Source organism: Streptomyces sp. Tu 2975, assembly GCF_009832925.1.
Classification (GTDB): domain Bacteria; phylum Actinomycetota; class Actinomycetes; order Streptomycetales; family Streptomycetaceae; genus Streptomyces.
Genome location: NZ_CP047140.1, coordinates 2,624,201 through 2,649,369, shown reverse-complemented (window position 1 = coordinate 2,649,369; position 25,169 = coordinate 2,624,201). Strand labels below are relative to the sequence as shown.

The 25,169-nt window shown below is 71.8% G+C and carries 20 protein-coding genes, 1 pseudogene and 1 riboswitch; of the genes and pseudogenes, 14 read left to right on the top strand and 7 right to left on the bottom strand.

Features of this window, described 5'->3' with window-relative positions:
- The first annotated feature begins 11 nt into the window (after nt 1-11).
- The 4 genes from GLX30_RS11465 to GLX30_RS11450 are packed head-to-tail and all read left to right on the top strand — an operon-like array spanning nt 12 to nt 3,658.
- A complete protein-coding gene (locus GLX30_RS11465; protein WP_159686925.1) occupies nt 12-914 on the top strand; it encodes an ABC transporter ATP-binding protein in 903 nt (300 codons plus the stop codon).
- Entirely contained in the window at nt 914-1,702 is a 789-nt protein-coding gene (locus GLX30_RS11460) for an ABC transporter permease (RefSeq protein WP_159686922.1), read from the top strand. The genes GLX30_RS11465 and GLX30_RS11460 overlap by 1 nt, the downstream gene beginning before the upstream one ends.
- 32 nt (nt 1,703-1,734) lie before the next feature.
- Entirely contained in the window at nt 1,735-3,009 is a 1,275-nt protein-coding gene (locus GLX30_RS11455; RefSeq protein ID WP_159686919.1) for a sensor histidine kinase, read from the top strand.
- The gene (locus GLX30_RS11450) at nt 3,002-3,658 is read left to right on the top strand and encodes a response regulator transcription factor (protein ID WP_159686916.1); all 657 of its coding nucleotides are present in this window, start codon (nt 3,002-3,004) and stop codon (nt 3,656-3,658) included. Before GLX30_RS11455 ends, GLX30_RS11450 begins: the two co-directional genes overlap by 8 nt.
- A gap of 32 nt (nt 3,659-3,690) precedes the next feature.
- Here GLX30_RS11450 and glgX read toward each other — a convergent pair whose 3' ends face one another.
- The gene (glgX, locus tag GLX30_RS11445; protein ID WP_159686913.1) at nt 3,691-5,997 is read right to left on the bottom strand and encodes a glycogen debranching protein GlgX; all 2,307 of its coding nucleotides are present in this window, start codon (nt 5,995-5,997) and stop codon (nt 3,691-3,693) included.
- 197 nt (nt 5,998-6,194) lie between these two features.
- On the opposite strand from glgX, the gene GLX30_RS11440 reads away from it, so the two are divergent.
- From GLX30_RS11440 to GLX30_RS11410, 7 genes and pseudogenes are all read left to right on the top strand, one after another.
- Entirely contained in the window at nt 6,195-7,421 is a 1,227-nt protein-coding gene (locus GLX30_RS11440) for an Ig-like domain-containing protein (RefSeq protein ID WP_159686910.1), read from the top strand.
- Between the two features lie 189 nt (nt 7,422-7,610).
- Complete coding sequence (locus tag GLX30_RS11435) at nt 7,611-8,858, top strand: Ig-like domain-containing protein (protein WP_159686907.1); 1,248 nt, start codon at nt 7,611-7,613, stop codon at nt 8,856-8,858.
- A gap of 75 nt (nt 8,859-8,933) precedes the next feature.
- Nucleotides 8,934-9,700 (top strand): annotated as a pseudogene (locus GLX30_RS11430) (enoyl-CoA hydratase-related protein).
- A 177-nt stretch (nt 9,701-9,877) separates the two neighbouring features.
- Nucleotides 9,878-12,499 (top strand): class III lanthionine synthetase LanKC, encoded by a 2,622-nt coding sequence (gene lanKC / locus GLX30_RS11425; RefSeq protein WP_159686905.1) that lies wholly within the window; start codon nt 9,878-9,880, stop codon nt 12,497-12,499.
- 28 nt (nt 12,500-12,527) lie between these two features.
- Entirely contained in the window at nt 12,528-12,656 is a 129-nt protein-coding gene (locus GLX30_RS11420) for a SapB/AmfS family lanthipeptide (RefSeq protein WP_053556909.1), read from the top strand.
- Nucleotides 12,657-12,837: 181 nt separating this feature from the next.
- Nucleotides 12,838-14,853, top strand: a complete 2,016-nt coding sequence (locus GLX30_RS11415) for an ABC transporter ATP-binding protein (protein WP_244258108.1) — start codon at nt 12,838-12,840, stop codon at nt 14,851-14,853.
- On the top strand, nt 14,850-16,625 hold the full coding sequence (locus tag GLX30_RS11410; protein ID WP_159686902.1) for an ABC transporter ATP-binding protein: 1,776 nt from the start codon (nt 14,850-14,852) through the stop codon (nt 16,623-16,625). The genes GLX30_RS11415 and GLX30_RS11410 overlap by 4 nt, the downstream gene beginning before the upstream one ends.
- Before the next feature lie 67 nt (nt 16,626-16,692).
- Here GLX30_RS11410 and GLX30_RS11405 read toward each other — a convergent pair whose 3' ends face one another.
- Nucleotides 16,693-17,280 carry a DNA-binding response regulator gene (locus tag GLX30_RS11405; RefSeq protein ID WP_159686900.1) on the bottom strand — a complete coding sequence of 196 codons (588 nt, stop codon included), beginning with the start codon at nt 17,278-17,280 and terminating at the stop codon, nt 16,693-16,695.
- 471 nt (nt 17,281-17,751) lie between these two features.
- Here GLX30_RS11405 and GLX30_RS11400 point away from each other — a divergent pair, with 471 nt between their 5' ends.
- The gene (locus tag GLX30_RS11400) at nt 17,752-18,255 is read left to right on the top strand and encodes an ATP-binding protein (protein ID WP_159686897.1); all 504 of its coding nucleotides are present in this window, start codon (nt 17,752-17,754) and stop codon (nt 18,253-18,255) included.
- Nucleotides 18,256-18,639: 384 nt separating this feature from the next.
- Here GLX30_RS11400 and GLX30_RS11395 read toward each other — a convergent pair whose 3' ends face one another.
- The gene (locus GLX30_RS11395; RefSeq protein ID WP_159686895.1) at nt 18,640-19,278 is read right to left on the bottom strand and encodes a GNAT family N-acetyltransferase; all 639 of its coding nucleotides are present in this window, start codon (nt 19,276-19,278) and stop codon (nt 18,640-18,642) included.
- Nucleotides 19,279-19,380: 102 nt separating this feature from the next.
- On the opposite strand from GLX30_RS11395, the gene GLX30_RS11390 reads away from it, so the two are divergent.
- The gene (locus GLX30_RS11390; RefSeq protein ID WP_005311639.1) at nt 19,381-19,596 is read left to right on the top strand and encodes an EF-hand domain-containing protein; all 216 of its coding nucleotides are present in this window, start codon (nt 19,381-19,383) and stop codon (nt 19,594-19,596) included.
- A 66-nt stretch (nt 19,597-19,662) separates the two neighbouring features.
- Here the strand turns inward: GLX30_RS11390 and GLX30_RS11385 are convergent, their stop codons facing one another.
- The 4 genes from GLX30_RS11385 to gcvT form a co-directional block, all read right to left on the bottom strand.
- Complete coding sequence (locus GLX30_RS11385; protein ID WP_159686891.1) at nt 19,663-21,045, bottom strand: L-serine ammonia-lyase; 1,383 nt, start codon at nt 21,043-21,045, stop codon at nt 19,663-19,665.
- A gap of 194 nt (nt 21,046-21,239) precedes the next feature.
- Nucleotides 21,240-22,499: a serine hydroxymethyltransferase gene (glyA, locus tag GLX30_RS11380; RefSeq protein ID WP_159686887.1), complete on the bottom strand. Its 1,260-nt coding sequence runs from the start codon at nt 22,497-22,499 to the stop codon at nt 21,240-21,242.
- A 22-nt stretch (nt 22,500-22,521) separates the two neighbouring features.
- On the bottom strand, nt 22,522-22,896 hold the full coding sequence (gene gcvH / locus GLX30_RS11375) for a glycine cleavage system protein GcvH (protein ID WP_159686883.1): 375 nt from the start codon (nt 22,894-22,896) through the stop codon (nt 22,522-22,524).
- A 79-nt stretch (nt 22,897-22,975) separates the two neighbouring features.
- Complete coding sequence (gcvT, locus tag GLX30_RS11370) at nt 22,976-24,091, bottom strand: glycine cleavage system aminomethyltransferase GcvT (protein ID WP_159686880.1); 1,116 nt, start codon at nt 24,089-24,091, stop codon at nt 22,976-22,978.
- Between the two features lie 148 nt (nt 24,092-24,239).
- A riboswitch (glycine riboswitch) is annotated at nt 24,240-24,336 on the bottom strand.
- Nucleotides 24,337-24,461: 125 nt separating this feature from the next.
- Here gcvT and GLX30_RS11365 point away from each other — a divergent pair.
- Nucleotides 24,462-25,157 carry an AAA family ATPase gene (locus tag GLX30_RS11365; protein WP_159686876.1) on the top strand — a complete coding sequence of 232 codons (696 nt, stop codon included), beginning with the start codon at nt 24,462-24,464 and terminating at the stop codon, nt 25,155-25,157.
- Nucleotides 25,158-25,169: the final 12 nt, after the last annotated feature.

Sequence of the window (25,169 nt, the reverse complement as noted above, 5' to 3'; positions counted from 1 at the left end):
GCCTCGTGCCCATGGAGATAGTCCGAGTGAACGGCCTGCACAAGGCCTACGGTGGCCGGCCCGTGGTCGACGGGGTGAGCTTCGGCGTCGAGGAGGGTGAGATCTTCGGGATCCTCGGTCCGAACGGCGCCGGGAAGACCACCACCGTCGAATGCGTGGAAGGCCTCAGGATCCCCGACTCGGGCACGGTCAGGGTCGCCGGTCTCGATCCGGTGACCGACCACGAGAAGGTCACCCGGCTGCTCGGCGCGCAGCTCCAGGAGAGCGAGCTCCAGCCCAAGCTCACCGTGCGCGAGGCACTGGAGCTGTACTCGTCCTTCTACGAGCGGCCGGCCGACTGGCGGCCGCTCGCCGAGCGGCTCGGCCTGGGACCCAAGCTCGGCGACCGCTTCGCGAAGCTCTCCGGCGGACAGAAGCAGCGCCTGTTCATCGCGCTGGCCCTGATCGGCAGCCCGCGGGTCGTCGTCCTCGACGAGCTGACCACCGGACTCGACCCGCGGGCCCGCCGGGACACCTGGCAACTGATCGAGGAGGTGCGGGACTCCGGCGTCACCGTCCTGCTGGTCACCCACTTCATGGAGGAGGCACAGCGCCTCTGCGACCGGATCGCGGTCATCGACAAGGGCAGGGTCGCCGCGCTCGACACCCCCGCCGGGCTGATCGGCCGGTCCGCCGCGTCGACCGTCATCTCCTTCACCCCCTCCGGCCCGCTCGACGAGTGGGAACTGGCCGCGCTTCCGCAGGCCGCCTCCGTCACCACCACCGACGGCCGGATCGTCGTCCACGGCACCGACGAGACGGTCACCGCCGTGATCTCCCTGCTGGCCAGGCTCGGCATCACCGCCCGTCAGCTCCGTGTCTCCGAGACCTCCCTGGACGACGCGTTCCTCGACCTCACGGAGGAGAAGCTCTGATGACCACCGCCGCTCCCGCCCCCGGCACGGCCCCGGCACCCGCACGCGTCCCGGCGTGGGCCGCCGTGCTGCGGACCGAGGCCCGCCTCTTCTCCCGGGAACCCGGATCGCTGTTCTGGATCCTTCTCTTCCCGACGCTGCTCATGACGATCCTCGGCCTGATCCCGTCCTTCCGGGAGGCGTCCGAGGACATCGGCGGCCGCCGCGTCATCGACCTCTACGTCCCGGTCGCCGTGCTGCTCGCCGTGATCATGGCCGGGCTGCAGGCCATGCCGCCCGTCCTCGCCGGCTACCGCGAACGCGGCATCCTGCGACGGATGTCGACCACCCCGGTCCGGCCCTTCGTGCTGCTGTCCGCCCAGCTCGCCCTGCACGGAGCGGCGGCTGTCGCGTCCGCCGTACTGGCCCTGGCGGTCGGCCGCATCGCGTTCGGCGTCGCCCTGCCGGGGCAGCCCGCCGGCTATGTGCTCGCCATGGTGCTGACGACCGCGAGCGCCCTGGCGCTGGGCGCGACGGTCTGTGCCGTGTCCCGTAACCAGAAGATCGCCACCGCCGTCGGATCGGTGATCTTCTTTCCCTCGATGTTCACCTCGGGCGTGTGGCTGCCCGTCCAGACCATGCCCGGCACACTCCGGAGCATCGTGGAGTTCACGCCGCTGGGCGCGGCGTCGCAGGCTCTGGACCGGGCGGCGGCGGGCAGTTGGCCCGCCTGGACGGACCTCGGCGTGACCGGGCTGTGGGCCGTGCTGCTCACCGCCGCGGCCGTCCGCTGGTTCCGCTGGGAGTGATCACCGTGGCCGGTGTGGGGGACACTTGGCGCATGAGGCTGTCCGACGCGGTACAGAGACCTCGAACGGCCGTTCCGATCGAGGAGCGCTGGGCACAGTTCTACCGCTACGGCCCCTACGCCCTCCTTGGGCTCGCCACCGTGATCGCCGGTGCCGTCGCCGGCGACTTCATGGACGGTACGGAGATGCGCGCCGCGGGCGTACTGGCCCTCGCCGCCCTCGCGCTCCAGGTGTGGTGGGGCGTGCGCCGGCCGGACCAGGAGGAGTACGCCAGGGCCGGGCAGATCTACTACGCCCTGCGGACCGTCCTCGCCTTCGGCCTCGCCTGGCTGAATCCGCTCTTCTCCGTCTACGCCGTTCTCGGCTACTTCGACTCCGGCCATCTGCTGCCCGGCCGCAGGGCGTACGCGGGGCTGCTGGCCACCGCCGTGACCATGGCGGGCTCCCAAGCCGGTGGCCTTCCGCCCGCCTCCGCGCTCCAGTGGGTCCTCTTCGGCGGCCTGTACGTCCTCAACGCCTCCCTCTGCCTGCTCTTCGCCCGCTTCGGCGTCCAGGAGGCCGAGCGGGCCAAGGAACGTCTGGCCACCATCCAGGCGCTGGAGCTCGCCAACGCCCGCCTGGAGCAGGCCCTCGAGGAGAACGCCGGCCTGCACGCCCAACTCCTCGTCCAGGCACGTGAAGCGGGCATCGCCGACGAACGCGGCCGGCTCGCCGCCGAGATCCACGACACCATCGCCCAGGGCCTGGCCGGCATCATCACCCAGCTCCAGGTCGTCACGTCCACCGACGACCGGGACGTCGCCGGCGAACATCTCAGCCGGGCCTGCGCCCTGGCCCGTCACAGCCTCGGCGAGGCCCGCCGCTCCGTGCAGAACCTGGGTCCGGCGGCCCTCGAGCACGCCACCCTTCCCGAGGCCCTGGAGAAGACCGTCGCCGACTGGTCGCGGCGTACCGGCGTGCAGGCCCGCTTCACGGTCACCGGCACGGAGGAGCATCTGCACGACGAGGTCGCCGCCACCCTGCTGCGGATCGCGGAGGAGGCGCTCGCCAACACCGCCCGGCACGCGGGCGCCGCACGTGCAGGCGTCACCTTGTCCTACATGGGTGACGAGGTCACCCTCGACGTCCGCGACGACGGCCGGGGCTTCGACCCCCTCGCCGTCGCGCCGCGTTCCGGCTCCGGCGGCTTCGGTCTCGACGGCATGCGGGCGCGCGCCGAGCGGATCGCGGGCACCGTGGCCCTCGAATCGGAGCCGGGCCAGGGCACGGCGGTGTCCGCTCGCGTACCGTTGGTCCGCCATGACTGAACACCCTGTCGACGAGCACGCCGTCACCCTGATCGTCGTCGACGATCATCCTGTCGTACGGGACGGCCTGCGCGGCATGTTCGAGTCCGCGGCCGGCTTCCAGGTCCTCGGTGAGGCCGCCGACGGCCCCGCGGGCGTCGAACTCGCCACCCGCCTCGACCCCGACGTGGTCCTGATGGACCTGCGCATGCCCGGCGGCGGGGGAGTGGCGGCCATCGCCGATCTGGCCCGCCGCGGCGTCCGCTCGAGGGTCCTCGTCCTCACCACGTACGACACGGACTCCGACACGCTGCCCGCGATCGAGGCCGGTGCGACCGGTTACCTCCTCAAGGACGCGCCCCGCGAGGAGCTGTTCACGGCGGTACGGGCCGCCGCCGAGGGTCGTACGGTCCTGTCCCCGGCGGTCGCCTCACGCCTCGTCTCGCATGTCCGCACCCCGCCGCCGCCCGGCGGCGAAGGTCTGTCGGCGCGCGAACGGGAGGTGCTGGAGCTCGTCGCCAAGGGCACCTCCAACCGCGCGATCGCCCGCGAACTTTTCATCAGTGAGGCCACGGTGAAGACCCACCTCACCCATGTCTTCGGCAAGCTCGGCGCCAAGGACCGCGCCGCGGCGGTGGCCCTGGCCTACGAACGCGGCATCCTCGGCTGAACGCCGGGCCGCCCCACCGGCCCGGCGGCGCGTCAGGTCCGCACCCGCAGCAGCAGCACCGACCTCCCCGGTACCCGCACCACGCGACCGCCTTCGTGCACGGTGCCCGGGGCCGTGCTCTGGTCCTCCAGCGAGGTGTCCAGGACCAGTTCGTACGCCGCCGCCCACGGCGGCCCCGGCAGCCGGAAATCCACCGGCTCCGCCGCCGCGTGCAGCACCGTCAGGAAGCTGTCGTCCGTCACCTGGCACCCGCGCGCGTCACGCCCGGGGATGTCCCGGCCGGAGAGGTAGAGGGCGAGGGTGGCGGACGGCGCGTACCAGTCCTCCTCGGTCATCTCGTCGCCGTGCGGCGTGAACCAGGCAAGGTCCCGCAATCCGTCGGCGGCCTGCGGCCGACCGGAGAAGAAAGCACGTCTGCGCAGCACCGGATGGCTGTGCCGCAGCGCCAGCAGCCGCCGCGTGAGCTGCAGCAGACCGGCGGGCCCTCGCTGCTCGAGCAGCGACCAGTCCACCCAGCTGACCTCGTTGTCCTGGCAGTAGGCGTTGTTGCTGCCGCCCTGGGTGCGGCCCATCTCGTCGCCGGCGACCAGCATGGGTACGCCCGTGGACACCAGCAGGGTGGTCAGCAGGTTGCGAAGCTGCCGGCCGCGCAGTGCGAGCACGGCGGGATCGTCGGTCTCGCCCTCGGCACCGCAGTTCCAGGAGCGGTTGTCGTCGGTGCCGTCCCGGTTGCCCTCGCCGTTGGCCTCGTTGTGCTTGCGCTCGTAGCTGACCAGGTCGCGCAGGGTGAAACCGTCGTGGGCGGTGATGAAGTTGATGGACGCGTACGGTCGCCTGCCGCCCCAGGCGTACAGGTCGCTGGAGCCGGACAGCCGGTAGCCGAGGTCACGCACGTCGTGCAGCGCGCCGCGCCAGAAGTCGCGCACGGAGTCCCGGTAGCGGTCGTTCCACTCCGTCCACAGCGGCGGGAACGCCCCCACCTGGTAGCCGCCGTTGCCCACGTCCCACGGTTCGGCGATCAGCTTCACCCGGCGCAGCACCGGGTCCTGCGCGATGACGGCGAGAAAGGGGGACAGCATGTCGACGTCGTGCATCGAGCGGGCCAGCGCCGCGGCCAGGTCGAAACGGAAGCCGTCGACGCCCATCTCGGTCACCCAGTACCGCAGCGAATCGGTGATCAGCCGCAGCACATGGGGCTGCACCACATGCAGTGTGTTGCCGCACCCCGTGTAATCCGCGTATCTGCGGGCGTCCGCCTGGAGACGGTAGTAGCCGCGGTTGTCGATCCCCCGCAGGGACAGCATCGGCCCGAGCTCGCCGGCCTCCGCCGTGTGGTTGTAGACCACGTCGAGGATGACCTCGATCCCCGCGGCATGCAGGGCGCGCACCATCCGCTTGAACTCGCCGACCTGTTGACCGGCGGTGCCGGTGGCCGCGTAGGCCGCGTGCGGGGCGAAGTACCCGATCGAGTTGTAGCCCCAGTAGTTGCGCAGCCCGCGGCGCAGCAGATGGTCCTCGTGTGCGAACTGGTGGACCGGCAGCAGTTCGACCGCCGTCACACCGAGACCCACCAGGTGCTCGATCGCCGCCGGGTGGGCGAGCCCCGCGTACGTGCCCCGCAGTTCCTCGGGGATGCCGGGGTGCAGCCGGGTGAATCCCCGCACGTGCAGTTCGTAGATGACGGAGTCGGCCCACGGCGTCTTGGGCCTGCGGTCGTCCATCCACTCGTCGCCACCGGGGTCGTCGTGGACGACCACCCCCTTGGGGACGAACGGGGCCGAGTCCCGGTCGTCGCGGACGGTGTCGGCGACATGCTGCTCCGGCCAGTCGCGCACATGCCCGTAGACCTCAGGGGGCAAGGCGCCGTAGTCGTTGCCGGCGCCCGCGTCGACGGCCCGCGCGTACGGGTCGAGCAGCAGTTTCGCCGGATTCCACCGGGCTCCCGTCCAGGGGTCCCAGCGGCCGTGCACCCGGTATCCGTACCGGGTGCCGGGCCCCACGCCGGGCACGAAACCGTGCCAGATCTCGTGGGTCAGTTCGGTGAGCGGCAGCCGGGTCTCCGCACCCCGCTCGTCGAAGAGGCAGAGCTCCACCCCCTCCGCCCCGCCCGCCCACAGCGCGAAGTTGGTCCCCGCCACCCCGTCGGGCCCCACCCGGAACCGCGCACCCAGGGGCGTCGGCGCCCCCGGCCACACGGGTGGTCTGCGGGAGCCCGCGTCCGTCTCCCGGGCATCCGTCCTCGAACGGCGTGCGGCCGGGCCGGCCACCGCCGAACGGGTGCCTGGCGGCTCGCCCGGCACCTTCTCCCGCACCGTCTCCTGCTCGGCTGCGCTCGACACCTGCCGGCCTCCCGCGGCTCGTCGGGCCCCCGCTCGAGATGCTCCCGGGCGGCAGGTCCCGCAAGGAGCACTGCCCGCGGCGTCCCGGCCGCGGCACCCCACGCGTGGTCCTGTCACATTTCTTCCCGCGCCGCCCCCGTCCCAACATCGCCCGCCGTTCACGTTGCCCCCGCCGGGTGGTCGTCGTTGACCGGTACGTGAGACATGTACTGAAGTGGGCAGGGCACAGGGCCGCGGTCGCCCTGGCAGGGGCAGGACTGATCGCGGGCCTCGCCGGCTGCTCCGGCGGGATGCCGGGCATCGGCGACAAACCGCGGGCGAACAAGGAAACCATCCGGGTCACGCCCGAGGACGGCGCGAAGGAGGTGCACCCCGACGACACGGTGGAGGTGCGGCTGCCCAGCGGGCGGCTGGAGCGGGTGGAGGTCACCCGGATCGAGGACGCCACGAAGACCGTGGTCGAGGGGCGGATCTCGGGGGACAGGCTGCGCTGGGCGCCCGAGAAGGGCACCCGGCTGAAGCTCGCCGCCAAGTACAGCGTGGACGTGGTGGCGCTGGACGCCCACGGCCGGCGCTCCGCCCGCCACACGACGTTCACGACCCTGGTCCCGAACAGCCGGTTCATCGGCTACTTCAAGCCGGAGAACCGTTCGACCGTGGGCACCGGGATGATCGTGTCCTTCGCCTTCAACCGGAAGGTCGAGAACCGGGCCGCCGTGGAGCGCGCGATCCGGGTGAGCTCGCAGCCGCCGGTGGAGGTCGTCGGTCACTGGTTCGGCAAGGAGCGGCTCGACTTCCGCCCCCGCACGTACTGGGATCCGGGCACCGAGGTCACCGTCGACATGCGGCTGCGGGACGTCGAGGCGGCGCCCGGCGTGTACGGCATCCAGGACAGGACCGTCTCCTTCAGGATCGGCCGGTCCCAGGTGTCCCGGGTCGACGCGGCGGAGCACACCATGAAGGTGGTGCGTGACGGGGAGGTCCTGGCGACCGTCCCGATCACCGCCGGCGCGCCCAAGTACACGACGTACAACGGCAAGATGGTGGTCACCGAGATGTACGACGTGACCCGGATGAACGGCGCGACCGTCGGCTTCACGAAGAAGGACGGCAAGAGCGAGTACGACATCAAGGACGTGCCGCACGCCATCCGGCTGACCACCTCCGGAACCTTCCTGCACGGCAACTACTGGACCCCCGCCGACGTCTTCGGCTCCGAGAACGTCTCGCACGGCTGCGTGGGGCTCAGGGACGACAAGGGCGGCAGCAGCGCCTCCCCGGCGGGCTGGTTCTTCGACCGGACCCTGATCGGGGACGTGGTGGAGGTCGTGGGGTCCAAGGACAGGACGGTCGCGCCGGACAACGGCCTCGGCGGCTGGAACCTGGACTGGCAGCGTTGGAAGGCGGGTTCGGCACTGCGCTGACCGGGCAGAACCCTCTCGCCCGCCCGTAGGCGGCCCCCCGCACGGTCCGATGGACGACTTGGGACCGAACGGTGACATTCGGGGGCACATTTGACGACCTGCGGTGTGATTATCTATCGCCGTGCGTGCGTGAGGCGCGCGGGGTGGGGGCCGTGGCGGTGCCAGGCCGTGCGAGGGGAGTACACGACTGTGAACGGGCAGCCGATATCGGGGGCATCGGCCAGAGCCGGACGCGGGCGCGGGGGCGCCGTGCTGTCCGGTCTGGTCATGGGGGCGATGCTGGTTCTGACCGCCTGCGGAGGCGGAAGCTCCGCCAAGGGCGGTGACAAGGACCCGGGCGGCAAGGACGGCAGCGGCAAGGTCGAGAACGCGGCGTCCCAGGCGGTGGTCACCATCTCGCCGAAGGACGGCGCGGACGCGGTCGCGACCATGGGCGCCCTGAAGGTGACCGCGGCCAAGGGCAAGCTGACGACGGTCACCGTGCAGGACGACAAGGGCACGAGGATCGAGGGCCGGATCGCCGCGGACGGCGCCGGCTGGCAGCCGCTGCAGCACCTGGCGGCCGCCACCAAGTACAAGGTGCACGCCGTCGCCGAGGACGCGGACGGCCGCGAGTCGGCCAAGGACACCACCTTCACCACGCTGGTGCCCAAGAACACCTTCATCGGCCACTACACGCCCGAGGACGGGTCCACCGTCGGCGTCGGCATGCCGGTCTCCATCAACTTCACCCGTGGCATCACCGACCCGGCGGCGGTCGAGAAGGCCGTCACGGTGACCGCGGAGCCGTCCGTGCCGATCGAGGGACACTGGTTCGGCAACGACCGCCTCGACTTCCGTCCCGAGAAGTACTGGGCCGCGGGCACGAAGGTCACCGTGAAGCTCAATCTGGACGGTGTCGAAGGCCGCCCCGGCGTGTACGGCAAGCAGGCCAAGACCTTCTCGTTCACCATCGGCCGCAGTCAGGTCTCCACCGTCGACGCGAGCGCCAAGACCATGAAGATCGTGCGCGACGGCAAGGAGATCAAGAACATCCCGATCACCGCCGGCGCGCCGTCGACCACCACCTACAACGGTCAGATGGTCATCAGCGAGAAGTACAAGGTGACCCGGATGAACGGCGCCACCGTGGGCTTCGGCGGCGAGTACGACATCAAGGACGTGCCGCACGCGATGCGGCTGTCCACGTCGGGCACCTTCGTCCACGGCAACTACTGGGCCTCGGCCGGGACGTTCGGCTCGGCGAACGTCAGCCACGGGTGCATCGGGCTGCGGGACGTGCGCGGCGCGTACGACAAGAACACCCCGTCGGCCTGGTTCTTCAACAACTCGATCATCGGCGATGTGGTGATCGTGAAGAACTCCAAGGACAAGCAGATCGCTCCGGACAACGGCCTCAACGGCTGGAACATGTCCTGGTCCGAGTGGACCGAGTAGGACGCGACTCGGGGCCCGGTGCTGTGAGCAACAGCACCGGGCCCCGACGCGTTAACGCGCACTAACCTCTGCTGCATGACCGTTTCACTGGAAGTCTCCGAAGGCGTCGGCACCATCAGGCTCGACCGCCCCCGATGAACGCCCTCGACATCGCCGTCCAGGACCGGCTGCGCGAGCTCGCCGAGGAGGCCGGCCGCCGCGACGACGTGCGGGCCGTGATCCTCTACGGCGGCGAGAAGGTGTTCGCGGCGGGCGCGGACATCAAGGAGATGCAGGCCATGGACCACGCGGCGATGGTCGTGCGCTCCCGGGCCCTGCAGGAGTCCTTCACCGCCGTGGCCCGTATCCCGAAGCCCGTCGTCGCGGCCGTCACCGGCTACGCCCTCGGCGGCGGCTGTGAACTCGCGCTCTGCGCCGACTACCGGATCGCCGGCGACAACGCCAAGCTCGGCCAGCCGGAGATCCTGCTGGGCCTCATCCCGGGCGCGGGCGGTACCCAGCGGCTGTCCCGGCTGATCGGCCCCTCCCGCGCCAAGGACCTGATCTTCACGGGCCGCATGGTCAAGGCGGAAGAGGCGCTCTCCCTCGGCATGGTGGACCGTGTCGTCCCCGCCGCCGAGGTGTACGAGCAGGCGCACGTATGGGCCTCGGCACTGGCCAAGGGACCCGCGCTGGCGCTGCGCGCGGCGAAGGAGTCGGTGGACGCCGGGCTCGAGACGGACATCGAGACCGGGCTCGCGGTGGAACGCAACTGGTTCGCGGGCCTGTTCGCCACGGAGGACCGGGAGCGCGGCATGCGCAGCTTCGTCGAGGAAGGTCCGGGCAAGGCCAAGTTCCTCTGACCGTCCCGGTCGGACTCGGGCCCCGGTTCCGTGCCGGGGCCGTGGGCTCGCCCAGGCCCGCCCCGTCCGGCCCTGGTTACCTGTGCGTACCGCACGTCCGGAAGGTGACAGCGGTGACTGTCGGGCGCCTGGCGGCGCGTGACAACGTCACTCCTGTCACCGACCGAGGGAGTGCGCGTGAACAAGGGGTACGCGGTCTTCTGCGACGCCGACCGGCGCTTCTACGACGCGCCGCACCGCCTTGAGTCCGCGGCGGAGACTTCTCACGGCTCCCTGTACGAGGCGGCACGGCTGCCGGTCCCCGAGGGCTGGCTCAGCCACCGCACCGGAGACTGGCTCGCCCTGAGGCCCGTCGACCAGGCGCTGCCGTCCCAGGGCTGGAAGATCCATGTCTCCGCCTCTCTCGGCAACGCGGAGTCGGTGCTCGCCAAGGTCCGGGCGTACTGCCTGGCGCACGAGGTGGCGTTCAAGTTCGTCCCGAGCCGCTACCTGCTGCACCAGCGCAACGCCAAGTACGCCGACCGGGCGGCGAGCGGCAAGTTCATCACGGTCTACCCGGCGGACGACGCCCGGTGCGGCCGGATCGCGGCCGACCTCGCCGCGCTCCTCGACGGCGAGCCCGGTCCGTACATCCTCAGCGACCTGCGCTGGGGCGCGGGACCGGTGCACCTGCGCTACGGGAGCTTCACCCGCCGCCACTGCTACGACGAGCACGGCGAACTGCGCCCCGCGATCGAGAACGGTGCCGGCGCGCTCGTGCCCGATCCGCGCGAACCGGTGTTCCGCATACCCGAATGGATCACCCCGCCGGACTATCTGCGGCCCCATCTCGAGGCCCGTGGCGCGGTGGCCGTCACCGACCTGCCGTACACCGTCGACAAGGCGCTGCACTTCTCCAACGGCGGCGGCGTCTACGAGGCACACCACAAGGCCACCGGCAGGCGGGTCGTGCTCAAGGAGGCCCGCCCGTACGCCGGCCTCGCCGCCGACGGCGCCGACGCGGTCACCCGCCTGGACCGGGAACACCGGGCACTGCGGCAGTTGTCGGGGCTCGCCTGCACGCCGGAGGTCGTGGACCGCTTCGTGCTGGGCGAGCACCACTTCCTCGCACTGGAGCATGTGGCGGGCCGGCCGCTCAACTCCTTCTTCGCCCGCAGGCACCCGCTGATCGACGCGGACCCCTCGCCCGAACGGCTGGAGGAGTACACGCGGTGGGCGATGCGGATGCACGGCCTGGTCGAACGGGCGGTCTCCGACGTCCACGCGCGCGGAGTGGTCTTCAACGACCTGCACCTGTTCAACATCATGGTCGACGAGGACGAGGAGTCCGTCGTCCTGCTCGACTTCGAAGCGGCACGCCCCGTTGAGGAGCGCGGCCGGCAGATCGTCGCCCACCCGGCGTTCGTCGCACCCGCCGACCGGCGCGGCACCGATGTCGACCGCTACGCGCTGGCCTGCCTGCGGATCGCGCTGTTCCTGCCGCTCACCAGCCTGCTCGCCGTCGACCGGGAGAAGGCGGCGCACCTGGCCGACCTCGCGGCACGGCACTTCCCGGTGCCCCGCGACTTCCTCGACGAGGCCGTACGGGAGATCGGCCGCGACCCGGCCGCCGGGCCGCTCCACGCGCCGGCGGGACGACCCGTCCGGTTCCTCCCCGTGGAACCCGACGACTGGCCCCGCAGCCGCGACTCGATGGCCGAGGCGATCCTCGCGTCGGCGACCCCGGAGCGCGAGGACCGGTACTTCCCCGGCGACATCGCGCAGTTCGCGACCGCGGGCGGCGGGGCGGGCTTCGGCCACGGTGCCGCCGGAGTGCTCTACGCGCTCCACGAGAGCGGCTCCCCGGCCTGCCCCGCCGCCGAGGAGTGGCTGCTGCGCCATGCCAAGGCACCCGGCTCGGGCACTCCGCTCGGGTTCTACGACGGCCTCGCCGGCATCGCCTGGACCCTTCACCGGCTGGGACACACGGACCCTGCCCTGGAACTCGCCCATCGGATTCTCGAACAGGACTGGTCGGCGCTCTCGCCCGACCTGCACAGCGGCACGGCCGGAATCGGCCTCGCCTTCGACGCACTGGCTGCCGCCACCGGGGAGACGGCCCTGCACGACGCCGCCCTCCGCTGCGCGGACCTGACGGCCCGCCCGGTCCCCGCGGACGCCGGGACCGGGCGGAGCCCACGGCGCACCGGGCTGCTGCACGGGTCCGCGGGCCGGGCGCTGCTCTTCGTGCGGCTGCACGAACGCACCGGGAACACCGCGCTGCTCGACCTCGCCGCCGAGGCGCTGAGCGACGACCTGTCCCGTTGCGTGCACGGTGCCGCGGGCACCCTCCAGGTGGACGAGGGCTGGCGCACGATGCCCTACCTGGGAGCGGGCAGCGTCGGCATCGGCATGGTGCTCGACGACTACGCGGCCCACCGCCGCGACGACACCTTCGACCAGGCACGCCGCGAGATCGTCCGGGCGGCGCAGGCCACGTTCTACGCACAGCCCGGCCTCTTCCGCGGTGCCGCCGGCATGGTCCTGCACCTCGCGCGCACCACCACGGGCGGCCCCGGCACCACAGCGGAGGACGTACGCCGTCAGATCCGCTCGCTGGCCTGGCACGCCATGTCCTACGAAGGCCGGCTGGCCTTTCCCGGTGAGCAGATGATGCGGCTGTCGATGGACCTGTCCACCGGCACGGCCGGCTGCCTGCTGGCACTGGCGGCGGCGCTCGGCGACCGCCCGGCGCAGCTGCCGTTCCTGCCGCCGCTGCGGCACCCCCAAGAACCGGCCCCGTCACGGGGTCGTCAGTAGCACCGTCCCCGACAGAGAGGAAAAGATCATGACCCTGCTCGACCTGCAGTCGATGGAGACCCCGAAGGAAGAGGCCATCGGCGACGTCGAGACCGGCAGCCGCGCCAGTCTGCTGCTGTGCGGTGACAGCAGCCTCAGTGTGACCACCTGCAACTGATCCGGCGCGGCTCCGCGAGCGGCGGGAGTCGCGGCGGAGTCCCGGCGCCCCCGGAGCACATCTCCGGGGGCGCCGCGGCGTCCGGAACGCCGGGCCCGCGGCGGCGGACGGTTCTGCCCGGCCGCGCCCCGGAGCGGCCTCGGGGTGCGTCTTTCGCAAAGAGAGCCGGGACGAGCGCCGGATGGCGGAGAGAGGTGACGAGCTGGAACGGGCCGAGCGGATGCGGGACAGGCGGCAGCGTGACGAGGAACGGCGTGACCAGGGGCAGCTGGCCGCGAAGCCCGAAGGCGAGGGCCGGCGGGAGAACGGCCGTACGGCGCCGGTGAGCGGAGGAGACGCACTCCTGCGCGGCACGGTGCGGCGCACCTGGTTCACCACCGCGGTCCTCGGCCTCTGTTCGACGGCCGCCGCCGGGTGCGCGCTCGCGGTACCGGCCGTCATCGGGCACGCGCTGGACCTGATGCTGGACCGACGCCCAGGGGCTGGGCCATGGCTCGCGCTGAGCGCCGTGCTGCTGGCGGGTGAGGTCCTCCTGGAGGCAGCACGCGTCCTGCTGAGCCAACTTGCGAACGCCCGCGCCACCGCCTGGGTACGGATCCGGGCGTTGACGGGGCTGCTCGGCAGTCCGATCGGGAAGGCGGACGCGTACTCTTCCGGTGACGTCGCCGCCCGGCTGTGTGTGAACGCGGCGGACAGCGGCGCCGCGCCCGCGGCGCTCGCCACCATCGTTTCCTCCCTGCTCGCCCCCGCGGGCGCTCTCGTGGCCCTCGCGCTCATCGATCCGTGGACCGCTGCCGTGTTCCTGGCCGGTGTTCCGCTGCTGCTTCTGCTGCTGCGTGCCTTCGCCCGTCACTCGTCCGACAGTGTCGGCCGCTACCAGCGGGTGCAGGCCGACATCGCCGCCCGGCTGGCGGAGGCCCTGGAGGGCGCCCGTACGGTCGCCGCGGCAGGCACCGTCGGCCGCGAGGCGCGGCGCGTCCTCGCCCCGCTCGACGAACTGGCCCTGCACGGACGGCGTATGTGGACCGTCCACGGCCGTGCCGTGGCACACAGCGGCGTGCTGCTGCCGCTGCTCGTCACCGCGGTCCTCGCCGTGGGCGGGGTCCGCGTCTCCCAAGGCGCCCTGAGCGTGGGGGAACTGATGGCAGCCTCGCGTTACGCGGCGCTCGCAGCGGGCGTCGGCGGGGTCGCTTCCCCGCTCGGCGCGCTCGTGCGGGCCCGCAGCGCGGCCCGTCGCACGGCCGAGCTCGCGGACCTGGAGCCGATGCCCCACGGCGGCGACGTCCTGCCGGCCGACGGAACCGGCACCCTGGAGCTCAGAGGAGTCGGTGTGGTGCGCGGCGGCGTGCCGTTGCTCACGGACGTGACGCTGAAGGTGCCCGGAGGCGCGACGGCCGCCGTGGTGGGCCGGTCCGGCTCCGGCAAGTCCAGCCTCGCCGCCGTCGCCGGCCGGCTCGAGGATCCGGACGCGGGACAGGTGCTCCTCGACGGCGTACCGCTGTCCCGGGTGGTCAGGCGCGACCTTCGCGCCTGCGTCGCCTACGCCTTCGCCCGGCCGGAGTTCCCCGGCGGCACGGTCGCCGAGGCCGTGGCGGCCGGAGTCCCCGCGAGCGGGGAGCAGGTCCGGCACGCCGCGGCCCTCGCGCACGCCGACGACTTCGTACGCCTGCTGCCCCAGGGGTACGAGACACCGCTGGACCAGGCGCCGTTGTCCGGAGGTGAGCGGCAACGCCTCGGGCTGGCCAGGGCCTTCGTACGGCGAGGGCGTCTGACGATCCTGGACGACGCGACCTCCAGCCTCGACACCGCCACGGAACGGCAGGTGGAACTCGCGCTGTCGCGTGCCTCGTTCACCGGCACCCGGCTGGTCGTCGCGCACAGGGTGTCCACCGCCGCCCGGGCCGACCTGGTGATCTGGCTGGAGGCGGGCCGCGTCCGACGCGTCGCGCCGCACGACGCGCTGTGGCGGGACCCGGACTACCGTGCGGTGTTCACCCCCGGGCCTGTGCCGGAACAGTCGGCCACCCCCGTCCCGTCGACAGCGGGGAGCCCTCCGTCGGCGCCGGATCCGCCCGCCGAGGCGGTCCGCGTGCCTGCGCGGGAGCCGACACGTGCCACGGGTGCGGCCCCGCCCTCACCGACCGGGTGCCCGCCCGCCGCCCCGGTCGCACGCCGCGGCCGGGAGGCCGGGCGATGAGCCGGAACGCCGCCCGGCCCGGTCACGGCCCCGCCGTCACCGACCGGGTGGCCGCCCGCCGCCTGGCGGCACCGGCCCGGCGTTTCCTCCTGGGCAGGAAGCGGACCATGTTCGGGCTCATGGCGCTGTCCGCCGCCGAGTCCGTGCAGACGTTCCTCGGTGGTTACGGGGTCGCCAGAGCACTCGACGACGGCTTCTTGCGGGCGGACACCGTGACGGGTCTGCTCTGGCTGGTGCTGGCGGCCGGGGTGATTCTGCTCGGCGCCCCCGTCACCCGCGGGGTCTTCGCCCTGCTCGCCGACCTGACGGAGCCGCTGCGCGACGCTCTGGTCCGCCGCGCGGTGATGCACGCGCTGCGCAAGGCCACCGCCCCCGGCGGCTCGGTCGACGGCACCGCCGTCTCCCGGCTGACCAGCCAGACGGAGATCGCCCGGGACAGCTTCGCGGGGCTTGTGCTCACCGCGCGCTCCTTCGTCTTCGTCGCCGCGGGGGCCGTCGTCGGCCTGCTGTCACTGGCACCGCAGTTCCTGCTGATCGTGCTGCCGCCGCTGCTGTTGGGAGTCGCGCTGTTCGTCATGTCGCTGCTGCCGATGGCCCGCGCCCAGCACCGCTACCTCGACGCCGACGAGGCGATCGGCCGGCATGCGCAGGGCGTACGGACGGCCCTGCGCGACATCGTCGCCTGCGGCACGCAGGACGCGGCCGCCGCACGGGGTCGGCTCGACGTCGGCGAGGCCGCCGCCGCGGCACGGTCGATGGCCCGCTGGGCGGCCGTGCGCACGCTCGCCGTGGCGGTGGCCGGTCAGCTGCCGGTCCTCCTCCTCCTGGTCTGTACGCCGTGGCTGCTGGGGCAAGGGGTCTCGGCGGGAGCGCTGGCGGGCGCCCTCACCTATCTGCTCCAGGCGCTGCTTCCCGCCCTGCATTCGCTGATGACGGTGCTGGGCGCCGCGGGCGCCCGGCTGCTCGTGGTCCTGGGCCGGCTCACCGAGCCGTACCCGGACACGGCCGTCGCCCCACCCGCCCCAGGCTCCGGGCCGGGTCCCCTGACCGGGCGGGCGGCGGTGGAACTGCGGGGCGTCCGGCTCTCCTTCGGGGCGCGGTCGCGTCCCGTCCTGGACGGGCTGGACCTGTCCGTCGCCGAGGGGGAGCACCTCGCGGTGGTCGGGCCGAGCGGCATCGGCAAGTCGACACTGCTCCAGGTGGTGGCGGGCACGCTGGCACCCTCCGAGGGGGCGGTGCGGCTGGCCGGGCAGCCCCTCGTGCCGGCGCCGCCCACGGACCTGACGGGACTGCGCACCCTTCTGCCCCAAGACGCGTACGTGTTCACCGGCACGCTCCGGGACAACCTGTGCTACCTGCGGCCGCAGGCTCCGCGAGCCGCCGTGGAGGAGACCGTGCGGGCGCTGGAGCTGGAGCCGCTCGTGGCCAGGGTGGGCGGTCTGGACGCGACGCTGGCACCGCGGACCCTCTCCCAGGGCGAGCGGCAGCTGATCGCCCTCGGCCGTGCCCACCTCTCCCCGGCGCCCGTGCTGCTGCTCGACGAGGCGACGTCCCATCTCGATCCCTCGACCGAGGCGGTGGCGGAGCGGGCTCTCGCTGCCCGGCCGGGGACCCTGGTGGTGGTGGCCCACCGGCTGTCGTCGGCGCTCCGGGCGGACCGCGTCCTCGCCCTCGACGGCACAGACGCCCGGTGCGGAACGCACGAGGAGTTGCTCGTGCGTTCCGCTCTGTACCGGGACCTGGTGGGGCACTGGCACGGCACGGGCCGCTGACACGGCCGGCGCGCCGTGAGCGGCCGCGTCCGTGTACGAGCCGCAGCGGCCGGTCCGCAGACCCGGATCAGGTCCAGCCGGCCCCCTGCGCTATGCGGATCGCGTCCACCCGGTTGCGGGCCCCCACCTTGCGGATGACGCTCGCCATGTAGTTCCGGACCGTCCCCTGGGACAGGTGCAACGACGCGGCGACCTCGGCGATCGGCTGTCCCTTGGCGGCCAGCGCCAGCACGCTCAACTCCCGCCGGGTGAGGGGCATTTCCGCAGCCGCCAGGAATCCGGCGGCGAGTGCCTCGTCCACGAACCGCTCGCCCTTCGCCGCGCGGCGCACCGCTGTGAGTAATCGGCTCTTGGAGCCGTCCTTGTCGACGAACCCGAGGGCACCGGCCTCATAGGCCCTTCGCAGCACCCCTGGTCGCTGCGCCGGGACGAGTGCCACGAGGGCGCCCCTGCCGGCCGCCGTCCGGTCGGCGGCCCTGGCCGGCTCGAGACACTCGGCGTCGATGACGTACACGTCCGGCACAGGAGCGCCGGGGGTCGGTCTCTGCGGCCAGTGCGCGACGGAGGAGACATCGAACTCGCCTCCACAGCGCAGAAGTTCCCCGAGCGCCGCCCGCAGCAGCCCGGCCTCGTACACCACGGTCACCCGTATCATTTCCCACCCTTGGTATACCCGTCACACCTGTCCGGCGTGACGCTCCTGATCCGCCCCTCCTCTGAGTGCCCCCGCGATCGTCCGGGGAACGGGGCTTTCGGAAGCACAGGGGCGCACGAGGTGGCGGATTGGCCGGATGCGTACCCGGACCGTGGAGACGGCGCAGGCCATCGAGGGCCCCTCAGGAGGGCGCCGCATGACAAATGGCCTGATACCACGCACCTGGTAGCGGTGGGCGGAGGGCCGGCACGCCGGCGTCGGGCGGCAGCCATGGGTCGGGCATCACTCGTGAGAGTGGCCTTCGCCCAAGCTCAGGCGGGTGGGCCGCGCCTTGTGGCGCCGAGGCCGGATGCCGTTCGAGCCGGTCGGGCCGTCCTGCTTCGAGTCGAGCCCGTCGGGCCGTCCTGCACCGAGGGACTCCGTTCCGCGGGAACGGCCACATGGACGGACGGCAGGGGCCATGATGGAGACATGGCGGGCCTCGAGGGTGTGGGACAACCGCGGCAGCGCGTCAGCGCGACCGCCGCACGGTGGGTACCGGCCGCCGACGACGAACAGGCGCTTCAGGCCGTCGAGTTGTACGGCAACCCCACCGAAGCGGAGGTGCGCCTCCCCTCCCGGCCCGAGTCCGCCGCCACCGCCCGCCGGCTCACCCAGTGCGTGGTGCTGCGCCAGTGGGCACTGCCGGCGCAGACCGGCGAGTACGCGGTCCTGCTCGTCTCCGAGCTCGTCGGCAACGCGGTACGTCACACCGGAGCGCGGGTGTTCGGTTTAAGGATGCTGCGCCGCCGCGGCTGGATCCGCATCGAGGTGCGGGATCCGTCCCGTGGGCTGCCCTGTCTGATGCCCGTCGCCGAGATGGACACCAGCGGCCGAGGACTGTTCCTCGTCGACAAGCTCGCCGACCGCTGGGGCGTGGACCTGCTGGCGCGCGGCAAGACCACCTGGTTCGAGATGCGGGTCGCCGACCGCTGACCGCGCGCCGGACGCCGGCGTGCCCGCGACGCACAGAAGCCCCCGTACGCCGCGATGGCGGCGACTCGGGGGCTTCTGTGTGGAGCGCCGTGGATCGGGGGGTGTATCCACGGCCGCTGATGTCGACCTGGCCCGGGTCAATGGGGGTCGTGTCATCGACTATGACAGACGGACGCCTCATCTCCAAAATCCCATAAGCGGGCAAAAGGTATTAGACAGGGGATATCGTCAATGAATCGTAGGTGATCCCACCCACTTGCCTGGCATTCCATGCATAACTATCCCGGTCAGGGTGAGATTCACTGAGCATTGCGGGTCTGAGTAGTGCCTCGGGTCGGTTCGGGCCGCCCCGGCCGACCGGCCCGGGGCGGCGCTCGCGCGGCGTCACCGCGCGGCGAGGAGCGCCTCGGAGGCGACCGGCCGGAAACCCGCCCGCTGGAACGCCCGCACACTGCGTGCGTTGCCGGGGGACTGCTGGGACCACAGCACCGGCCCGGGCACCAGATGTCGGGCGGCGACGGCGAGCCGGGGGCCGATGCCCCGGCCACGTGCCTCCTCGTCGACCTCGAGGGACACCTCCCAGCGGCCCGCCAGCCCCCGGCCCAGGACGAGCAGCCCCCCGTCCGCCGCCCACACCCGCACCTCGTCGCGGCGCTTCAGGGCGCCGACCACCCGGGGGTGTTCGCGGTCCTGGATCTCCCGCAGTTCGACGCCGGGCTCCCCTGGCAGTGCCTCCGCGACCGTCACCAGATCGATGGTGTCCATCGATCGGCCGGTGCGCCGCATCAGCGCGGCCAGGAAGCCCGGGTTCATGGTGGCGGCCAGCCGGTCCGAGGCGGTGGCGGCCAGTTCGGCCCGTATCCACTCCGGGTCCTCGGCCGTGAAGACGACCGAGTGCGCGGTGAAGGCCACCACGCCCTCGTCACGGGCACCGGGCCGGTCCACCACGGTCACACCGCCGTCCGCGGGCGGGAACTGCCCCTGGGTCGCGGCGGCGAGTATCCGTCCCAGTTCGTCGCTCATCACATCTCTCCCCGTTCGTGGGTACAGGCCTCGCCTCCATGATCGACGACGCAGGCCGATAATCTGACCCCCGTCAGTAATGCACCAAGAAGGGGTGGACCGGTGGCGGACATCGAGTCAGCACGCAAGGCGTTCGACCGTTACGACGCGGACGGCGACGGCTTCATCACTGCGGCCGAGTACAAGACGGCCATGGCTCAGATGGGTGACTGGAACGTCACCGAGTCGGTGGCCGAGGCCGTGATCGCCGCACAGGACACCGACAAGGACAAGCTCCTGTCGTTCGACGAGTTCTGGGCCCACCTGAACAAGGCCTGATCCCACGGGACATGGGAAGGCCCCCGGCACGCGCCGGGGGCCTTCCCATGTCCGGACGCGCTCCGGTCAGCACTCGATGATGTTCACCGCGAGACCGCCGCGCGCGGTCTCCTTGTACTTGACCGACATGTCGGCGCCGGTGTCCTTCATCGTCTTGATGACCTTGTCCAGGGACACCTTGTGGCTGCCGTCGCCGCGCATCGCCATCTTCGCGGCCGTGACCGCCTTGACCGCCGCCATGCCGTTGCGCTCGATGCACGGGATCTGGACCAGGCCGCCGACCGGGTCGCAGGTGAGGCCCAGGTTGTGCTCCATGCCGATCTCCGCGGCGTTCTCGACCTGCTCCGGGGAGCCGCTGAGCACCTCGGCGAGCGCGCCCGCGGCCATCGAGCAGGCCGAGCCGACCTCGCCCTGGCAGCCGACCTCGGCGCCCGAGATCGAGGCGTTCTCCTTGAAGAGCATGCCGATCGCACCCGCGGCGAGCAGGAAGTCGACGATGCCCTTCTCGTCGGCGCCGGGCACGAAGTTCATGTAGTAGTGCAGGACCGCCGGGATGATGCCCGCGGCGCCGTTCGTGGGGGCGGTGACGACCCGGCCGCCGGCCGCGTTCTCCTCGTTCACGGCCATGGCGTAGAGCGTGATCCACTCCATGGCGAGAGCCTGCGGGTCGCCCTCGGAGCGCAGCTTACGGGCCGTGGTGGCGGCGCGCCGGCGGACCTTGAGACCGCCCGGCAGGATGCCCTCGCGGGACATGCCGCGCGAGACGCACGCCTGCATGACGCGCCAGATCTCCAGGAGCCCTTCGCGGATCTCGTCCTCGGTGCGCCAGGCCTTCTCGTTCTCCAGCATCAGGGCCGAGATCGACAGACCGGTCTCCTTGGTGAGACGCAGCAGCTCGTCACCCGTGCGGAAGGGGTATTTCAGGACTGTGTCGTCGGGGACGATCGGGTTGTCGCCCGCCCCCTCCTGAGAAAGTACGGTCTCGTCGACGACGAACCCGCCGCCGACCGAGTAGTACGTCTTCTCCAGCAGCGTCGTGCCCTCGGCGTCGCGGGCGACGACCGTCATGCCGTTGGCGTGGTACGGCAGGGCCTTGCGGCGGTGCAGGACGAGGTCCGCGTCGAAGTCGAAGTCGATCTCGTGGGCGCCGAGCAGGTTGATCCGCCCGTCCGCCTTGATCCGCTCGACCTGCGCGTCGGCGCTCTCGACGTCGACCGTCCGGGGAGAGTTGCCCTCCAGGCCCAGCAGGACGGCCTTGGGCGTGCCGTGGCCGTGCCCGGTCGCTCCCAGTGATCCGAACAGCTCGGCCCGTATGGCCGCGGTGTGGGCGAGCAGGCCCTCGTTCTTCAGGCGCCGGGCGAACATCCGGGCGGCGCGCATCGGGCCCACCGTGTGGGAGCTGGACGGGCCGATGCCGATCGAGAACAGGTCGAAGACCGAGATGGCCACGGGGAACTCCTTGTGGGGTGGTAGACGCCGTTGTCTGCCGTGTAGTGCAGCGGCGCGCAGCGCCTCTTGTACGGGTGGCGGTGGCGCAGAGGCATTGCGTGTGCGTGGTGCTTACGTGGTGCGGGGCACCGCGCGCACGGTCCAGTGTGCGCGGTGCCCCTTTTGTTTTGTTCGGGTCGGTTACGGGAGATCCGTCACAGACCAGGGTAGAGCGGGTGCTTCCCGGCCAGGGCCGTCACCCGGGCGCGCAGCGCCGGCACGTCGTACGACGGCTTCAGCGCCTCGGCGATGATGTCCGCGACCTCGCGGAAGTCCTCGTCCTGGAAGCCGCGCGTGGCCAGCGCCGGGGTGCCGATCCGCAGACCCGAGGTGACCATCGGCGGCCGCGGGTCGTTCGGGATGGCGTTGCGGTTGACCGTGATACCGACCTCGTGGAGGCGGTCCTCGGCCTGCTGACCGTCCAGCTCGGAGTTGCGCAGGTCCACCAGGACCAGGTGCACGTCCGTGCCGCCGGACAGGACGGAGACGCCGTGCTCGGTCACGTCCGCCTGGACCAGACGCTCGGCGAGGATGCGGGCGCCGTCCAGCGTGCGCTGCTGGCGCTCCTTGAAGTCCTCGGAGGCGGCGACCTTGAAGGAGACCGCCTTCGCCGCGATGACGTGCTCCAGCGGGCCGCCCTGCTGGCCGGGGAAGACCGCGGAGTTGATCTTCTTGGCGAGCTCTGCGGTGGAGAGGATCACGCCGCCGCGCGGACCGCCGAGGGTCTTGTGCGTGGTCGTGGTGACGACGTGGGCGTGCGGCACCGGGTTGGGGTGCAGACCCGCGGCGACCAGGCCGGCGAAGTGCGCCATGTCGACCATGAGGTAGGCGCCGACCTCGTCGGCGATCCGCCGGAAGGCCGCGAAGTCCAGCTGGCGCGGGTACGCGGACCAGCCGGCGACGATCAGCTTCGGCTTGGACTCCTTGGCGAGGCGCTCGACCTCGGCCATGTCGACCTGTCCGGTGGCGTCGTCCACGTGGTACGCGACCACGTTGTAGAGCTTGCCGGAGAAGTTGATCTTCATGCCGTGGGTGAGGTGACCGCCGTGGGCCAGGTTCAGGCCCATGATCGTGTCGCCCGGCTTCAGCAGCGCGAACATCGCGGCCGCGTTCGCCTGCGCGCCCGAGTGGGGCTGCACATTGGCGTGCTCGGCGCCGAACAGCGCCTTGATCCGGTCGATCGCGATCTGCTCGACCACGTCGACGTGCTCGCAGCCGCCGTAGTAGCGGCGGCCCGGGTAGCCCTCGGCGTACTTGTTGGTGAGGACGGAGCCCTGTGCCTCCATGACCGCGACCGGAGCGAAGTTCTCCGAGGCGATCATCTCGAGGGTGGACTGCTGACGGTGGAGCTCGGCGTCGACAGCGGCGGCGACGTCCGGGTCCAGCTCGTGGAGAGGGGTGTTGAGAAGCGACATCACTCGGTCCCTAAGGTTTTGGTCAGCCGGCGAAATCGGTGTACTCGTCCGCGGAGAGCAGGTCCTTCGGCTCCTCGCTGACGCGCACCTTGAAGAGCCAACCGCCCTCGAACGGTGCGGAGTTCACCAGGGACGGGTCGTTGACGACGTCCTCGTTGGCCTCGGTGACCTCACCGCTGACCGGGGAGTACAGGTCGCTGACCGACTTGGTGGACTCCAGCTCGCCGCAGGTCTCGCCCGCGGTCACCGTGTCACCGACCTCGGGGAGCTGGACGTACACCACGTCGCCGAGCGCGTTGGCCGCGTGCTCCGTGATGCCGACCGTCGACACGCCGTCCTCGGCGGCCGACAGCCACTCGTGCTCCTTGCTGTAGCGCAGCTGCTGGGGGTTGCTCATGACCTGAATTCTCCTGTACGCGGGGGAGTGCTGGTGAACGGGAAGAGGGTGCGGACGATCACTTCCGGCACCCGGAGGATCACTTCTGGCGCTTGTAGAACGGCAGCGCCACGACCTCGTACGGCTCGTGGGTGCCCCGGATGTCGACGCCGACTCCCGGCGTGCCCGGCGCGGCGTGGGCCGCGTCCACATAGGCCATGGCGATCGGCTTGCCGAGGGTGGGGCTCGGGGCGCCCGAGGTGACCTCGCCGATCACCGTGCCGTCCGCGACCACCGACATGCCGGCGCGGGGGACCCGGCGGCCCTCCGCGATCAGCCCGACGAGCTTGCGCGGCGGCGCCGACTCGGCACGCTCCGCGGCGGCCGTGAGCGCCTCACGGCCGACGAAGTCGCCCTCCTTCTCGAACTTCACCACCCGGCCGAGACCCGCGTCGAACGGGGTGAGCGCCGTGGTCAGCTCGTGCCCGTACAGCGGCATGCCCGCCTCCAGGCGCAGCGTGTCGCGGCAGGACAGGCCGCACGGGATCAGACCGGCGGGCGCGCCCGCGTCGGTCAGCGCCTGCCAGAGCTTCTCGGCGTGCTGCGGCTCGACGAACAGTTCGAAGCCGTCCTCGCCGGTGTAGCCGGTGCGGGCGATCAGCGCCGGGACGCCCGCCACGGTGCCCGGCAGGCCCGCGTAGTACTTCAGGCCGTCCAGGTCGGCGTCGGTCAGCGACTTCAGGATGCCGGGGGACTCCGGGCCCTGAACCGCGATCAGCGCGTACGCGTCACGGTCGTCACGGACGGTGGCGTCGAAGCCCTGGGCGCGCTCGGTGAGGGCGTCGAGCACGATCTGGGCGTTGCCGGCATTGGCGACGACCATGTACTCGTCCTCGCCGAGGCGGTAGACGATCAGGTCGTCGAGGATGCCGCCGTCCTCCTGGCAGATCATCGTGTAGCGGGCGCGGCCGAGGCCGATGGTGCCGATGTTGCCGACCAGTGCGTGGTTCAGCAGGTCGACGGCTCGCGGACCGGTGACGGTGATCTCACCCATGTGGGACAGGTCGAACAGCCCGGCCTTGGTGCGGACGGCGACGTGCTCGTCACGCTCGCTGCCGTACCGCAGGGGCATGTCCCAGCCGGCGAAATCGGTCATGGTCGCGCCCAGCGACCTGTGCAGGGCGTCGAGTGCGGTCAGACGGGGGGCGTTGCTCATAGGTGTGGCTCCCAGGGCATGGCTGCGAGGACAATCCTCCCCATCTGTCATCGGAACCTGAGAGGTTCGCCCCGACTACGCGTACGGGTAGTCGTGACTTGCACCTTGGGTGGAGCCACTCGAATGCGGCTCGCTTTTCAGATCTGCCTCATCGCACGCGGTACGGGGCCTGAGAGATTCAAGGGAGGAACTTGCTCCTTCGGCGCCCGCCACAGAGGTGGCAGGGACTCTCCCGCGTGGATTCAAGCGGCCGGTATGGAGTTGGCGCGCACATCATTGCACGCATCGGGGAAGAGTGGAGCGTGAGGCCGCCCTGAAAACACTTGAGCCGTATTACCAATTCTTTACACTTCATGGGCAAGGGTGTGGGATGACCCGACACGGGGAGGGGACGACGTTGCAGCCGACCGGTGCATACGCCACGACCACGGGGGTGCCCGCGCCACCGGGCATGTCCGCCGTCCCGTCCCGGGCCGGAGCGGCCACGACCGCCCTGCCCGTCCTGCGCGACCTGCGGCAGCGGGCCGGGCGCGGCCCGCACAGCCTGCTCTTCGGCGCCGGTGACGTGGTGGTCGTCTCCGGCCTGCCCGGCAGCGGCAAGTCCACGCTGATCCGGCGCGCGGCGAGGGGCCTCGGCATCGACTCGCAGGACACCCGGGACCGCTGGGACGCCCTCGCCCCACGCTTCCTGCCGTACGCCGTCTACCGCCCGCTGGTGCGGCTCGCCCACTACGCCGGGCTGCGGCGTGCCCTGCGCTCCGGCGAGAGCGTCGTCGTGCACGACTGCGGCACACAGGCGTGGGTCCGGCGCTGGCTCGCCCGTGAGACACGGCGGCGCGGGGCCTCCCTCCACCTGGTGCTGCTGGACGTGACGCCCCAGGTCGCGAGAGCGGGCCAGCGCGAGCGGGGCCGCGGCGTGTCGGGCTACGCCTTCGCCCGCCACCGTCGGGCCGTCTCCCGCCTGGTCGCCGACGCGGAGGCGGGCCGACTGCCGGCCGGCTGCGCGTCCGCCGTCCTCCTGGACCGCGAGGCGGCGGGGGCGCTGGCGCGGCTGGGCTTCGGGTAGCGGGGCGCGCGT